We start from the raw sequence: 14,275 nt of genomic DNA on the forward strand, positions 1-14,275 counted from the left end.
CCCCACTCCCCGCCCCCCCCCCCCGAAGGGAATTCATCATGCGCATGACCGTCATCGGAACCGGCTACCTCGGCGCTACCCATGCCGTGGCCATGGCCGAGCTCGGACACGAGGTCCTCGGGCTGGACGTGGATCCCGGGAAGATCGCGAAGCTCTCCGCCGGCAAGGTGCCGTTCCACGAACCGGGACTGCCCGAGCTGCTGCGCACGCACGTGGCGTCGGGAGCGGTCCGCTTCACCACCTCCTACGAGGAGGCCGGGGCGTTCGGGGACGTCCACTTCATCGGGGTGGGCACGCCGCAGAAGCGCACGGGCCACGCGGCAAACATGACCTACGTGGATGCCGCCGTGGAGCAGATTGCGCGCGCCGCGGACCACGACTGCGTGATCGCGGGCAAGTCCACGGTGCCGGTCGGTTCCGCGGCCCGTCTGCAGGCGGTGGCCCGAGCGGCGTCGCGCCCCGGGGTCACCGTGGATCTCGCGTGGAACCCCGAGTTCCTGCGCGAGGGCCACGCGGTGCAGGACACACTGCGTCCGGACCGCATGGTACTGGGCGTGGAGCAGGACGACGCCGCCCGGCCCACCTCCGGCGCGCAGCGCGCCGAAGCTGCACTGCGTGAGGTCTACGCGCAGCAGCTGGCCGCGGAGACCCCGTTCATCGTGACCGACTACGGGACGGCCGAGCTGGTGAAGGTGGCCGCGAACAGCTTCCTGGCCACCAAGATCAGCTTCATCAACGCGCTGTCCGAGATCACGGAGACCGTGGGCGGGGACATCCGCACTCTCGCGGACGCCATCGGCCTGGACGAGCGGATCGGACGGAAGTTCCTCAACGCCGGAGTGGGCTTCGGCGGCGGGTGCCTTCCCAAGGACATCCGCGCGCTGCGGGCCAGGGCCTCCGAACTGGGACTCGACCAGTCCCTGCGCTTCCTGGCCGAGGTGGACGACATCAACCTGCGACGCCGCGAGCACACCGTGCAGCTGACCGTGGCCGAGTGCGGCGGATCGGTGCACGGGGCGCAGATCGCGGTGCTCGGTGCGGCGTTCAAGCCCGACTCCGACGACGTCCGGGACTCCCCCGCCCTGGACATCGCCGCCCGCCTGCACTCCATGGGCGCGGACGTGCGCCTCTACGACCCCCAGGCCAACGCCAACGCCGCCCAGCGCTACCCCCGGCTGGACTACGTGGACTCCCTCGACGCCGCCGTCACCGGTGCACAGGTCACCCTGCTGCTCACCGAGTGGCGGGAGTTCCGGGAGATGGACCCCCTGTACGTTAAGTCGCTCGTGGAGTCCCCCAAGGTGATCGACGGGCGGAACGTGCTGGACCCCGATGCGTGGCGTGACGCCGGGTGGCGGTATGTGGCGTTGGGGCGGCGGGGTTGACGCGCCCCACGAAAGGACTTCACGACACCATGCCTGATCTCACGACACGACCGGTTCACACCGTGACGCTCGACGAGCTGCCTGTCGTGGCACCGGACCTCCTCGACCAGCACCAGCAGTTGCGAATTGATGTGCTCGCCAACGGACATGTGTTGCCTTTCCTCGTTCACAGGAAAGAGGCCGCCGAGGGAGTCGTCGTGTTCGGCAACGGGGCGGTAAACCACGACATTGCCAATGGGGAGCCGGTGTTTCAACGATCTCGGTGGACGGGGAAACTGGCTCAGCACGCCATCTTCTCGTGTGATCCCGGAACGGTGGGTACGTTGAGGTTGTCACTGGCATGGGGAAATGCGGGCCCCGAGTACTGGGCCGTGTATGACATCGGGCGGGCTGTACGTGTTCTCAGTACAGCTCTGGGAGTCCCGGGGGCAGACCGGCGCCTCTACTACGGTTCCTCGGCGGGTGGATTCCTTTCGCTGGCGTTGCTGGCGGGTGACCGCAGTGCGCGTGCCATCGTCAACAACGCCCAGTTCGACTGGACCCGGTGGATGCCGGGTGACGTCAACAGGCTGAGAGAAGTCCACTTCAACAACCGGCTTCCAGCAGACCTTCGACGAACGAACCCGTTGCGCACGAACGTCCTCAACCTCTTCAAGAAGCGCAGGCTGAAAGCGCGCCTCGACTACTACGTCAATATCAGCTCCAAGCACGACCGCGAGGTCGATCTTCCCATGATGCAGAAGTACGTCAAGGACAATGCGGCCCTGGCGTCCAGCATCCGGATCATTGAGTACTGCGACATGCAGGCGGGTCACAACCCGCTGCCCATGGAGCTGACCGCAGACATCATCAACACGGGAATCCTGCGCCTCTGAACCGCATGAACGCGGCTCACCCGGCTGGACGGGGCAACTCCACCTCGTCAGACACCTCAAGGCTGGCCGTGACCGACATGATCGAGATCCGTTCCGTCGACCAAGGCGAGGGCACACTCACCGTGAAGCGCCCTGGGTTTCGTTCCGACCTACTTCCTCAAGGAGGATCGGATCGTGCCCCAGAAGTACACCCCCGAGTTCAAGGCGCGAGCCCTGAAGCTCATCGAAGAACGCGTCCGTGCCGAGCAGTGCTCTGGCTGGGTCGCCTGCACCGCCGTCGGTGAAGCCCTCGGCGGAATCTCACCGCACACGCTGAGGAACTGGTGGAAGCAGGACCGCATCGATCAGGGCGAGGCTCCAGGGCTGAGCACCGCTGAAGCCGAGGAGATCACCAAGCTGCGCAGAGAGAACCTTGAGCTGCGCCGCGCGAACGAGATCCTGCGCAAGGCTTCGGCTTTTTTCGCAGCGGAGCTCGACCGCCCCACGACGAGATGATCGCGTTCATCGATATGCATCGTGATCAGTTCGGGGTCGAGGCCATCTGCCGCACGCTGAGTGCAACGGAGTGTGGGTTCATCACCTCGCGCGGCTACCGCGCCGCGAAGACCAGGCCCGCCTCTGAGCGGTCTGTGCGAGACGCGATGCTCGGGCAGGAGATCAGGCGGGTCCATGTCGAGAACTACAGCGTCTACGGCGTCAGGAAGATGCACCAGGCCATGCGTCGGGCCAGCTGGGAGATCGGCCGGGACCAAGTAGCCCGCCTCATGCGTGCCGCCGGGCTGCAGGGCGTGAGGCGAGGGCGCAAGCCGATCACGACGAAGCCTGCCCGCGAGCCGGATGCCCGCCCTGACATGGTCGAGCGCCGCTTCACGGCGGATCGGCCGCATCGGCTCTGGGTCGCTGACATCACCTACGTGAGGATCCTGGGTGGGTTCTGCTACGTCGCTTTCATCACCGACGTCTACTCCCGGCGCATCGTCGGGTGGGCCGTCTCGGGCAGCCTTCACACTGCGGGGCTGCCGTTGCTGGCCCTGGAGCACGCGCTGTTGAGCACGGGAGCCAGCCGGGGCCGGGAAGGTCTGGTCCATCACTCAGACCGCGGCTCCCAGTACGTCTCTCTGGCGTATTCGGACGCGCTCATCACCGCCGGGGTGAGCGCCTCGGTGGGCACCGTGGGCGACTCCTACGACAACGCCCTGGCCGAGACCGTGAACGGGCTCTACAAAGCCGAACTCATTCACGCCAAGCGGATCTGGGAGTCCGTCGAGGCGGTCGAGCTGGCCACGATGGGGTGGGTGCACTGGTGGAACACGGCCCGCCTCCATGAAGCCCTCGGCTACTGCACTCCCGCGGAGGTCGAGGCGGCCTACACTCACGACCAGGATTCAGCGCCCGTTGCGTCCTGACCTCGGAACGAAACCCAGGGCGCTTCAGAGTACGCGCAGTACAGGATGCGTTGCCGCTCGGGCAGGTACGCCGCACCGCGGGAGCGCGGGGGCACGAGTCGCGCCGCAGTGCGGTCCAGTGCCACGGTGCCCAGGATGCGGTCCGTCAAGTAGCGCTGTTTCTCGGTGAGATCCGGCAGCAGGCCGCGGTGGCGGTCGACCAGTTCCGCCGCACGTGTGATGTTCCCTTCGCGGTACCACAGCCGGTTGAGAGCAGCGGACAAGTGCGCCGCGGTGGGCTCGGCCTCCAGGGTGGCCAGGACGTCCTCGAGGGAGTGCTCGACCTCTGCGGTCGGTTCGGTACCGGCCGACGACGCGTGGGGCGTCTGGTTCGACGGGCCGGTGGCCGCGGCGTCGTCGTGAACCCGGGTTGCCGGGCTCGTGGCGGCCGCCGACATACCGTCGTCGGTCGGCGCCACGTCGTCGACCGGGGCCCTGGTTCCCTCGCTGGCGGGTTCCGCGCCGGACTCCGACGCCCGCTCCTCCGTAGTCGTCGACGAGGCGGCCAATGTGCGGTTCTGCGCGGTGAGCTTCTCGATCCGGGACCGGTCCGTGGCGACCGCGGCCTCCAGGGACCGGATCCTGCGTTGTGCTGCTTCCAGCTGATCGAACGTGCCACGCGGATCCCGGGCGACCTGGCGGTACACCAGTTCCCGCAACCGGGCTGGGTCGCGGCGTTCGTCTGGATGCATGGGGGTGCTCCTGGGGGATACGGCGCGCCGGGGGGGAGGCGCGAGAAGACGATGCGGGGGCGGGGACGGTGCTCCCACCGCCCTCGCGTCAGTGGCTCAGCGCCACAGACCCTTCGTGTCCACCACGGCCTTGCCCTTGAGCGCGGTGGCCGGCAGGGTCTTGAACTCGTCGTGGTCCACGAGCAGCAGGACCACGTCCGCGCGCTCGATCGCGTCCTGGTAGTCGGCGAACTCCACGTTGCCCAGACCCTGCAGGGCCTTGGGCAGTTCCTTGACGTTGGGCTCCACGGCCAGCACGGTCGCGCGGCTCACGTGCTGCGCCAGGTCCTTGGTGATGTTCATGGCCGGGGACTCGCGCAGGTCGTCGATGTTGGCCTTGAACGCGAGGCCCAGGGCCGCGATCACCGGGGACTCCACATGGGAGCAGGCTTCCTCCACCTTGGAGATGACCCACTTGGGCTTGCCGTCGTTGACCTCGCGCGCGGTGCGGATCAGGTTCGAGTTCTCACGGTCCGCCGCCACGATGAACCAGGGGTCCACGGCAATGCAGTGCCCGCCCACGCCGGGGCCCGGCTGCAGGATGTTCACGCGCGGGTGGTGGTTGGCCAGCTCGATGAGCTCCCACACGTCGATCCCCAGGTTGTCCGCGATCAGGGAGAGCTCGTTGGCGAACGCGATGTTCACGTCACGGAAGCTGTTCTCCGTGAGCTTGGACATCTCCGCCGTGACATCGTCTGTCTCGAGCAGCGCGCCCTCGCAGAAGGACGCGTAGACCTCGCGGGCGCGGCGGGCGGCCTCGGGGGTGCGGCCGCCGATGATGCGGTCGTTGGTGATCAGCTCTTCCAGGGCCTTGCCGGGCAGGATGCGCTCGGGGCAGTACGCGAAGTGCACGATCGGCTTGCCGTCCGCACCGTCCTGGGAGAGGTCCGGGCGCAGCTCCATGATCTTGGCCGCAAGCTTCTCGGTGGTGCGCGGCGGGGAGGTCGATTCCAGGATCACGGTCTCGTCACCGCGCAGCTGCGGGGCGATCGACTCCGCGGCGGACATGATGTAGGTCAGGTCCCCCTCGTAGTTCTCCTTGAAGGGGGTGGGCACGGCGATCACGAACGCGTCACCGTGCTGCATCTCGGTGGTGGCGGTGAGTCGGCCGCTGCTCACGGCCTGCTTCAGCTGCTCCTCCAGACCGGGCTCCACGATGGTGACCTCACCGCGCTGGATCCGCTCGACCGCCGAGGCGTTGACGTCCACACCGTGGACCCGCACCCCGTGGTTCGCCATCACCACGGCGGTGGGCAGGCCGATGTAGCCCAGCCCCACGAAGACGACTTCCAGCGGTTCACTCATTGACACACCTCATCTGGTCGGCGCGCAGCCCCGTGCGGGCGCACGCGTGGTTCTCGTTCGAGACAACGGGAATTCGAAAAATCATATCGTCACGTGCTTTTTATTGTCCCCGAAAAGTACGACCTCGCCTGTAGCCAGCGCTGCGGCGTCGGACACCTGCCACGTGTGAGTGTGTGCGCCGCGGAACTGCACGAAGTTGAAGCGGTCCGCAGAGTAGATCGTGTAGCCGGCCTCGCGCACCGCCGCGAGGAACGATGTGTCCTCCCCCGTGCTGCGCCGTTGGAACGGGATCTGGCGGAAGACCTCGCGTCGGCCGGTGATGGTGGGGCCCATGACGAAGTCCGTGTACCGGTGCTCGCGGCGGGGAAAGCGCAGCAGCGTGGCGTCCTGGGACTGCACGTGCATGTAGTGCGCCTGCTTTCCCACCACGTCCGCGTTCGCGTAGGACAGGGCGTCCAGCAGGTCGGCGAGGTAGCGCGGCGCGTAGTAGTCGTCGTCGTCCATCTTGGAGAGCACGTCCCCGGTGGCGTGCTCCACGGCCAGGTTGAGGCAGTCCCCCAGGGTCAGCGAGGCGTCCGCGGCCACGATGGTGACCCGCAGGCCAGAGTCGTGAACGGCGTCGGCCACGGCCCTCGTCGAGGGCGCGAAACCGTGGGCCACGAGGACGACGTCCAGCGTCACATCCCGCTGCGCGGCGATCCCCGCCAGGGCGGTGGCCACGCGGTCGGGGCGGTTGGTGCACAGCAGCGCCGTCACGGTGGGGCGCACTCGGGCGACGGCGAGCTGCGGGGCCGCGCGCTCGAGCACCGTCTCCACGCGGTGCGTGTAGGTGTGCTTGGCCCAGATCTCGCGCTGGGCGCGGTGCACCATCCGGTCCGCGAGCTCCGGGCTGCGCACGAGGGCGCGGATCACGTGAGCGGCGTGCTCACGGTCTGCAACCACGGAGAGCTGGTCCTGCGTGAAGTACCGTCGCACGGCTTCGGACGGGGTGGACACCACCGCGGTGCCGCACGCGGTGATCTCGAAAATCCGCCGAGCGCACATGGACGGCGAGTCCACCACGGAGTTCACATTGAGGAAGACCTTGTACGCGCGGTAGGCGGTGAGCATCTGGTCGTAGCCCAGGGTACCGACGACGTGGCGGTCCAGGGGCGCGGGAAACTGGTAGCGCCCGTCGTGTCCGAGATAGCGGGAGAAGATCTCCAGTCCGGTCTCGAGCGTTGGCGAGACGTCGTGGGCGCCACCGAGCAGCAGGTCCATCTGCTCGCGCCGCTCGGGGAACTTGTGGGCGAAGTACATGCCGCCGAAGGCGACGTCCCGGACGTGGAAGCCCGTGCGGGGCCGCGCGGGGTTGTGGACAGCCGGCTGGGCCGCGAAGGGCAGCACGCCCACGCGCTCGTGGCCGAGGTCCCTGTGGTAGTCGGGGACCTTGTTGACGTCGGTGGTGAACACAACGTCGAACAGGCGCGCGCACTCCAGGAAGTCCTCGTAGTGCGGCGGGTCCTCCTTGTTCCAGAACACGGTGGGGATCCCCTGCGCACGGCAGTGGCCCACAAGCTCGCGCACGGGTTCCTTCACGCCGGAGGTCCCCGTGAACTGGTACTGCCACTCGTCGTGGTTGCCGTGCCACGCGGACTCCACGAACAGCAGGTCCACGGGCTGGGCAGCCAGTTCGGCGCGCCAGTTCCCGCGGATCAGCTCCACCTGGTTCCACTCGTACTGGAACGCGCGCAGGGAGAAGTCGTCGAGGATGACGGCGGCGGTGACGTCCGCGCGCACGGGCGAACGCTCAGGCCATGCCTGCGGGGCAAAGGAGACCTCCCGCGGCGCGTCCTGGGCCCCGTGCCGGTCACCCTGTCCGGCTCCCGTGCCGGTGACGACGGCGCTCGCGGAGGGCCCCTGGGGCAGGTTCGCCCGCCGCCGGTGGGTCCGCCACTGCGCGAACCCACCGTGGCGCAGGTGCCACAGCTGCGTGCGCAGGTCGCTGCCGCTGCCCCGGGAGCTCATGCGTGCACCTCACGCAACTCGGTGCGTACCACCTGGGACATCAGACGCTGCTTCTCCCGTTCTGCTGCGTGGTTGTTCCCGGCCGCGAGCTGCTTCATGAACGCCTCGTACTCTCGTGTGACGTTGTCCGGGTCCCCGTCCATCAGCAGGTCCCCCTGGTCCAGCCACACCACCCGTGTGCACATCTCGCGCACCTCGGCCATCGTGTGGGACACGAACAGCACGCAGCCGGCCTGCTCCCGGATCTGGGCCATGCGGGCCTGCCCGCGCTCGCGGAACTGGGCGTCCCCGGTGGACAGCGCCTCGTCCAGGATCAGGATGTGCGGGTCCGTCGCCGTGGCCACCGCGAAGCGCAGCCGGGCGGCCATGCCGGAAGAGTACGCCTTCATGGGCCAGTGGATGGCGTTGCCCAGGGCAGCGATCTCCACCAGCTCCGGGAGGATTTCCTGCACGTGACGCGGATCCATCCCCTGGGCCAGGCAGCCCAGGCGAATGTTCTTCTCCCCGGACAGCGCGGGAACCAGCGAGACGTTGACGCCGAGCTTCACGGGGGTGTCCACCGCGTAGACGCGGCCGGAGGTGGGGTTCATCTGACCGGCCACGATGTTCATCAGGGTGGACTTCCCGGACCCGTTGCGTCCGATGAAGCCGACGAACTCGCCCTGGTGCACGGCGAGCGTGAGGTCGTTGACGGCCCGGTTGCGCACCACAGGCGGGCGCCCCAGGGCCTTGCGAGCCCAGCGCACGGGTGCTGGGACGGCCACCTCGTCTCCCCCGCCCGTGGAGGTCACGTTGTAGACCATGCTCACGTGGTCGATCACCACGGCGGGTCCCGTTGCCGCACCCCGCTCCTCCTCGTCGAGGAAGGAGAGGTCTCCGTCCGCGCCGAAGAGCGAGCACAGTGCCCCGTCGTCCCTGAAGTCCTCCACCGGGCCGTCCTCACCGTTCGTCCGCATAGCTCTCCTCGTTGCGCCAGAACGCCAGGAAGCCGACGACGAACACGAGCAGGGAGGCGCAGCTCAGCACGCCCCACGAGGACCACGAGGGCAGCTGCGCCCGCAGCACGAGGTCCCGGCTCATCGCGAGCACCTGGTAGAGCGGGTTGAAGTGGAACAGGGCCAGGATCCGCTCGTCGCTCACGAACCGGGAGGGGTCGTAGAAGATCCCGGAGGAGTACATCCACAGCCGCATGAAGAACGAGAGAATGTTCGCGAGGTCCGGGATCTTGTGCACCGCCGGGGCCAGCAGCATGCCGAAGCCCCAGTTGAAGACGGTCTGCAGCGCGAACACGGGAATCAGCAGCAGCCACGTCCAGGAGATGGGCTCCAGCGGCGGCACGATCAGCAGGAACACGAGAATCGTCCCGAGGGCATACGCCTGGGTGAGGGCGTCCCGCATCACGATGGACAGCGTCAGGGCCGCGCGGGGAAACATGAACCCGCGCACCAGCGCCTTCCCGGACGCCATGGAGCGCGAGACGGACACGACCGAACGGGAGCTGTACATGAACATGGTCAGCCCGAGCACGAGGAACGCCACGAAGTTCTCGATGCCCCGGCCCGTGTGCAGCAGCAGCCCGAAGATCACGTAGAACGTGAGTCCCAGCAGCACGGGGTTCAGCACGATCCACGCCTTGCCCAGGAACGTGTGGTCCTGGCTCACCGCAAGCCGCACGCGAGCGTCGTACGCAATGAAGTGCCGCGAGCCCCACAGCTCGCGGACGTACTCGCGCAGGGGCGGCCGGGCACCCACCGCGTTCATCGCAGCGGGGTCGAAGTGCTCCACGCGTGTGGCCGGAGCGGCCCCGGTGGACCCGTCACCCGCACCGGGTCCCTCGGCCGTGCCGGGGCCAGGGACCTGGTCGGCAGTGGTGCTCATGCGTCGGTCTCCTGCGGTTCGTGGGCTGTTGTGGGGATGTCTCCAGTCAATTCACAGTACCGTGTGGAGGCTTGCTGGGCGATTGCGGCCCACGTGCGGTGTTCACGAACCCATGCACGTGCGGTCAGGGCGAGGTCTGTGGCCTCCCCAGGATCCCGGGCGAGTCGCTCGATGGTCTCTGCGAGCGCACGCGGGTCCTCGGGGGGTGTGAGCAGTCCGGTCTCGCCGTCGCGGACGGTCTCGCGCAGGGCGGGCAGGTCGCTGGCGATCACGGGGGTTGCCGCGGCCATGGCCTCGACGGGTTTCAGGGGGGTCACGGCCCGGGTGACGGAGCGGTCCTTGCGGGGGATGACGAAGGTGTCGAGGGCGGCCGTCCGCGTGGCGGCGTGCTCGCGGGGTACTCGGCCGGTGAAGGTGACGATGTCCTCGATGCCGAGGTCATGGGCGAGGTGCTCGAGGGCGGGCCGGGCCACGCCGTCGCCCACGACCAGCACGCGGAGCTGAGGGATGCGGGTTCGGAGCAGTGCTGCGGCGCGCAGGAGGTCGTCGAGGCCCTCGTAGTCGACCACCGAGGTCGCGGTGCCCACGAGGAAGCGGTCGGTGGGCAGCCCGAGGGTGGCACGGGCGGCGTCGCGGGTCGGGGCGTCCAGGAGGGCGTCGCCCACGGCGTTGGGAGCGAGGTCCACGTGCAGGGGCGCCCCGGCAACGCCGTGCGCGGCGGTTCCGCGCCCGCGGGGGGTGTCGACGGCGTCGTCCGTGGCGTAATCGGCGGCGAGGTCGATGAGGCGTCCGGCCATGGCGGTGCCGAGTGTCACCGTGCGGTCGGCGGACGTGGCTGCCCAGGCCTCCCGGCGCTGGAAGCGCTCGTAGTACGGGGAGGACACGGCCTGTTCGCCGCGGGTGGCGGCCCAGGTGTCCGCGAGCAGGCCGCGGACCTCGTAGACCCACGGGATGCCGAGCGTCCGCGCCACGGCGGCCACAGCGAGCGCGTTGACGTAGTGGCTGGTGGTGTGCAGCACGGCGGGGCGCAGCTCGAGGGCGAGTGCGAGCAGGGCGTCCGCGTGCTGCTGGACGCGTCCCGTGGCGGTGCTGGCGAGTCCAGCGGAGAGGATGCGGTGGTACGGGATGCCGTCCGCCACGTCGGTGTGGCGGGCGAGGATCTTGCCCACCTGCACGGGGTAGCCGGGGCGGGTCACCGCGTGCACGTGCCATCCCTCCTCCTGCAGAGCGGTGAGGTACGAGTGGGAGCGCTGCGCGTAGCCGCTCGCGGTGTGGGGCAGCGAGTTGGTCACCGCGTAGAGCACGGTCCGCTCGCGCGGGGTGTAGCCGGTGACGGGGTCGAGGCGCGGTAGGAAGTCGCCGAGCAGGTCGCGTTCCGCGGCGAGCCGGCAGTGCAGGGAGCGCTCGCCGCGGGTAGCGGTCCCCCGTGAGCGGGCCGCGTCCAGCAGCGCGACGGCGTGGTCCACCTCGCCGCGGTGCCAGGCCAGTCGGGCGCGGGTTGCCGCAGTCCCCGGGGTTCCCTCCGGCACGGAGTCGAGCAGCCGTGCAGCGAGGTCTGTGTCCCCCAGGGCGAGGGCCACCTCCGCACCGCGCCGGGTCCCCCGCGCGCCCGACGACTCCTCGGCGAGGACGGTGCGTGCGGCGTCGTCGTGGCCCAGCAGGTGCAGCGCGGTGGCCCGCGGCGTGGCCCCCGGGGCGTGGCGCAGGCACCGTGCCGCGGGGGTGACCCACCGGCGGGGCAGACGGCGGGATACCTGCAACCAGAACACCACCGGGTCGTCGGTGACGTGACGGGCCACGGTGCCCGTCGTGAGCCACGCGTTGGCCGCGAGCTCCAGGCACCTCCCGGTGCGCTCGAGGCTCACGCGCCGACCCCTCCCGCCGTGCGCTCCGAGGCAGGGTGGAACCCGGCCACGGGCTGCCCCGTCCCACGGGGACCGGCTGACGGGGATGCGCCTGCCCGTCCCGTCCACGATGAGGCGGGGGACGGAGCTCGCAGCGAGCAGCGGAGCGAGCGCGCCAGCCGTGCGGCGCGCGGGAGCAACCCCGCACCGCACGCACGTGTGTGCTCGCGCACCGTGTCCCGCAGGTGCTGGTCGTAGTGCACGGCGAGGTCTGCGTAGTCCGCGTTGTGACGCACCCACTCCCGCCCGGAGCCGTGGGTCAGCAGACGGGACCGGTCCGCCGCGAGCGCAAGCCACAGTGCCGCGATCTCCTTGGGGTCGGAGCCCACGATGTCTCCCTCCCCCGCCTCCGCGAGCACGTGGGCGGCCTCTCCACGCACCACGGCAGTGATGTGGCGCCCCACGGCGAGCACCTCGTAGGTCTTGGAGGGGATCGTGTCCTCGAAGGACTTCCAGTCGTCGCGCAGACAGATCACGATCGAGTCGGTGGCCTGGTAGCGGGCGAAGACCAGCTCGCGGTACTCCGGTGGCAGGAACCGCACGTTCACACCGAGCGCACGGGCGAGCTCCTTCAGTGCGGGCTTCTGGCTGCCCTGGCCCACGAGGGTGAGTTCCACCGCGTCCCCGGCGAGGTGGGCGGCACGTACCAGCCGGTCCAGGGACTGGGACTCCCCGTGGTTGCCCAGGTAGAGCACGCGCAGCACGTCCCGCTCGACCGGTGGTGGGGGAAGCTGCGGGGTGCGCTCCAGCAGGATCCCGTTGCGCACCGTGACCACGTTGCGCACACCGCGCTCGCGCAATGTCCGGGCGAAGCCCTGGGTCACCGTGACCACGAGGTCGGCCCTGTTCTGCACCGAGACCACCGCCCTGTTCACGAGCGAGCGCGATCCCCCGCGGACCACGGAGGCGTCCTCGGCCAGGTTCGGCCACGCATCGCGCATCTCCACCACGAGGGGGACGCCCTTGACCCGCGCCACCACCAGGGCGGAGGCGAGCAGCGGCAAGGACGGGGCCGTCACCACCACCACGTCCTGCCGCGCCGTGAGGCACCCCCGCACCGCCGAGGCCGCCGCGCTCACGAGCTGGTCCAGCAGCTTGCCCGTCCGGTGGTCACCCACGAACAGGAACGGAACACGGTGGATCTGCTCCCCCCAGGAATCCGGTCTGATGCCGCCACGCACGGCCCCGCGTGGTCTCGGAGTAGTCCGGACCCGCACCGTAGTGGGCCACCGGGCACACCACGGACACACTCCAGGCGCGCTCGCGCAGATGGCTCACCAGGGAGTACCACCGGCGCTGCGGCGGTGAGTGCTCGGGCCAGTACGAGCTGGCGAGCAGCAGCAGTCGAAGGGGCGGCTGGGAACTTGCGGCCTCGGTGCCTGTGGGGGGTGAGGTGGGGGTCATGTCTCTCTCGCGTCACGGTCACGAGCCGGCGGGGAGGGGAGGGAGCTGCCGGGCGGTGGGGGAAAGTGCCGGGGCGACGGCCTAATGGGGAGGGTGGGGCCGTAGGCAGGGGTCTGCGTTGCGGGGACGGACAGCGCCGGGTCCCGCACCTGCAACGGCGCCCGGGCGGAACGTCCCGCCCGGGCGCCGGAGGTCACTGGCCCTGCTGGTCCAGCGACTGGACGTAGCTGTCCAGGGTGCCGTTCGAGATGGCCTTGCCGATCGCCTTCATGGCGTCCTCGTCGGCGACGATGATCGACTGGCCGTCCGCGGATGTTCCCACGCCCTTGTTGGGCACGGTGAACATGTGGATGTCGCTGCTACTCAGACCCACCAGTTGGGGCGCGCGCTGGGCGATCCACGTGGAGGTCAACCCGTCGCTCACGGTCAGGTACGGGGAGATCTGCTTGACCACCTCGTTGAGCTTCACGGGGTTGGAGACGGTGCCCGTGCTCAGCAGCTTGTTCATCATGGCCTGCAGGTAGGCCCGCTGGTTGCGCACGCGCTGGTAGTCGCCGTCGGAGAACGCGTAGCGCTCCCGCACGAACGCAAGCGCCTGCTCGCCGTTCATCTCCTGGGGGCCGGCCTCGAAGTGCTGCCCGCCCTGGGCGGTGAACGCCTCGGGCACGTTGACAGTCACCCCGCCGAGGGCGTCGGTGAGGCCCTCAAACCCGGCGAAGTCCACCATGGCCACCTCGTCGATGCGGGTGTCGAAGTTCTCCTCCAGTGTCTGGACCATCAGGGGCATCCCGCCCTGGTCCAGTGCCGCGTTGATCTTGGACTCGCCCACGCCGGGGATGTCCACCCACGTGTCGCGCATGATGGACATGACGTACATCTGCCCGCCGTCCTCCGGGATGTGCAGCAGCATGATCGAGTCCGCCCGGGAGCCGGTGACGTCCTTGTCCACGCCCTCGGGGCGCTTGTCCGAGCCGAGCAGCAGCACGGTGGTTCCGCTGTCCTCCGCGGAGCCCTTGGCGGGTCGGGAGGACTCGTCCGGGAACGCGTTGTCCAGGCTGGCCGCCCCGTTGTCGAAGTTGCGGCCCAGGTTCCACATGAACAGGCCCGCGGCCACGGCCAGGACCACCACCAGGGACAGCAGGACCAGGATGATGTTGCGCCCGGTGTGCTTCTTCCTCACCGGGCGGGGCTCGTGGGCGTCTGACTCGTACTGGGGCTGGGACACGTGGCTCTCCGGGGCTGGGGGGTCATCATCACGCGACGCTCACCCGATCCCTGGCTTCGGGATGCGGGCGGCATTCCGAAGCCAGGTGGAGCGGACGCAGTGGTGATTGCGTTTGC

11 protein-coding genes and 1 other annotated feature are annotated in these 14,275 nt (G+C 69.2%); of the genes, 3 read left to right on the forward strand and 8 right to left on the reverse strand.

What is annotated here, in order from left to right:
- Nucleotides 1-38 precede the first annotated feature (38 nt).
- From ABD264_RS01535 to ABD264_RS01545, 3 genes are all read left to right on the forward strand, one after another.
- A complete protein-coding gene (locus tag ABD264_RS01535) occupies nucleotides 39-1,385 on the forward strand; it encodes a UDP-glucose dehydrogenase family protein (protein WP_303106472.1) in 1,347 nt (448 codons plus the stop codon).
- 29 nt (nucleotides 1,386-1,414) lie between these two features.
- Nucleotides 1,415-2,260, forward strand: coding sequence for a hypothetical protein (locus ABD264_RS01540; protein WP_303106470.1), 846 nt, complete (start codon nucleotides 1,415-1,417; stop codon nucleotides 2,258-2,260).
- Between the two features lie 171 nt (nucleotides 2,261-2,431).
- Nucleotides 2,432-3,666 (forward strand): IS3 family transposase gene (locus tag ABD264_RS01545; protein WP_425554280.1). Its coding sequence is split into 2 segments (ribosomal slippage): nucleotides 2,432-2,714 and nucleotides 2,714-3,666, totalling 1,236 coding nucleotides; the frame shifts between segments, so codons are not numbered across the junction.
- Nucleotides 2,713-2,823: a sequence feature (AL1L pseudoknot), on the forward strand. (Overlaps the previous gene by 111 nt.)
- Here the strand turns inward: ABD264_RS01545 and ABD264_RS01550 are convergent.
- The 8 genes from ABD264_RS01550 to ABD264_RS01585 form a co-directional block, all read right to left on the reverse strand.
- Nucleotides 3,633-4,397 carry a hypothetical protein gene (locus ABD264_RS01550; RefSeq protein WP_344203763.1) on the reverse strand — a complete coding sequence of 255 codons (765 nt, stop codon included), beginning with the start codon at nucleotides 4,395-4,397 and terminating at the stop codon, nucleotides 3,633-3,635. The genes ABD264_RS01545 and ABD264_RS01550 overlap by 34 nt on opposite strands.
- A 96-nt stretch (nucleotides 4,398-4,493) precedes the next feature.
- On the reverse strand, nucleotides 4,494-5,741 hold the full coding sequence (gene wecC, locus ABD264_RS01555; protein WP_303106466.1) for a UDP-N-acetyl-D-mannosamine dehydrogenase: 1,248 nt from the start codon (nucleotides 5,739-5,741) through the stop codon (nucleotides 4,494-4,496).
- Between the two features lie 81 nt (nucleotides 5,742-5,822).
- Complete coding sequence (locus ABD264_RS01560) at nucleotides 5,823-7,748, reverse strand: glycosyltransferase family protein (protein ID WP_303106465.1); 1,926 nt, start codon at nucleotides 7,746-7,748, stop codon at nucleotides 5,823-5,825.
- Nucleotides 7,745-8,704, reverse strand: a complete 960-nt coding sequence (locus ABD264_RS01565; RefSeq protein WP_303106464.1) for an ABC transporter ATP-binding protein — start codon at nucleotides 8,702-8,704, stop codon at nucleotides 7,745-7,747. The genes ABD264_RS01560 and ABD264_RS01565 overlap by 4 nt, the downstream gene beginning before the upstream one ends.
- Complete coding sequence (locus ABD264_RS01570) at nucleotides 8,688-9,626, reverse strand: ABC transporter permease (RefSeq protein ID WP_303106463.1); 939 nt, start codon at nucleotides 9,624-9,626, stop codon at nucleotides 8,688-8,690. The genes ABD264_RS01565 and ABD264_RS01570 overlap by 17 nt, the downstream gene beginning before the upstream one ends.
- Nucleotides 9,623-11,491 carry a glycosyltransferase family 4 protein gene (locus tag ABD264_RS01575; protein ID WP_344203769.1) on the reverse strand — a complete coding sequence of 623 codons (1,869 nt, stop codon included), beginning with the start codon at nucleotides 11,489-11,491 and terminating at the stop codon, nucleotides 9,623-9,625. Before ABD264_RS01575 ends, ABD264_RS01570 begins: the two co-directional genes overlap by 4 nt.
- Entirely contained in the window at nucleotides 11,488-12,780 is a 1,293-nt protein-coding gene (locus tag ABD264_RS01580) for a glycosyltransferase family 4 protein (RefSeq protein WP_344203771.1), read from the reverse strand. The genes ABD264_RS01575 and ABD264_RS01580 overlap by 4 nt, the downstream gene beginning before the upstream one ends.
- Nucleotides 12,781-13,127: 347 nt before the next feature.
- Nucleotides 13,128-14,159, reverse strand: coding sequence for an LCP family protein (locus tag ABD264_RS01585; RefSeq protein WP_303106460.1), 1,032 nt, complete (start codon nucleotides 14,157-14,159; stop codon nucleotides 13,128-13,130).
- Between the last annotated feature and the right edge of the window lie 116 nt (nucleotides 14,160-14,275).

Source organism: Kocuria salsicia (assembly GCF_039532055.1).
Classification (GTDB): Bacteria; Actinomycetota; Actinomycetes; order Actinomycetales; family Micrococcaceae; genus Kocuria; species Kocuria salsicia.

Excerpts from the sequence above, each read along its gene's own strand:
- ABD264_RS01535 (WP_303106472.1), top strand. The coding sequence starts at position 39 with ATGCGCATGACCGTCATCGGAACCGGCTACCTCGGCGCTACCCATGCC.
- ABD264_RS01570 (WP_303106463.1), bottom strand. The coding sequence starts at position 9,626 with ATGAGCACCACTGCCGACCAGGTCCCTGGCCCCGGCACGGCCGAGGGA.
- ABD264_RS01550 (WP_344203763.1), bottom strand. The coding sequence starts at position 4,397 with ATGCATCCAGACGAACGCCGCGACCCAGCCCGGTTGCGGGAACTGGTG.
- ABD264_RS01560 (WP_303106465.1), bottom strand. The coding sequence starts at position 7,748 with ATGAGCTCCCGGGGCAGCGGCAGCGACCTGCGCACGCAGCTGTGGCAC.
- wecC (WP_303106466.1), bottom strand. The coding sequence starts at position 5,741 with ATGAGTGAACCGCTGGAAGTCGTCTTCGTGGGGCTGGGCTACATCGGC.
- ABD264_RS01565 (WP_303106464.1), bottom strand. The coding sequence starts at position 8,704 with ATGCGGACGAACGGTGAGGACGGCCCGGTGGAGGACTTCAGGGACGAC.
- ABD264_RS01540 (WP_303106470.1), top strand. The coding sequence starts at position 1,415 with ATGCCTGATCTCACGACACGACCGGTTCACACCGTGACGCTCGACGAG.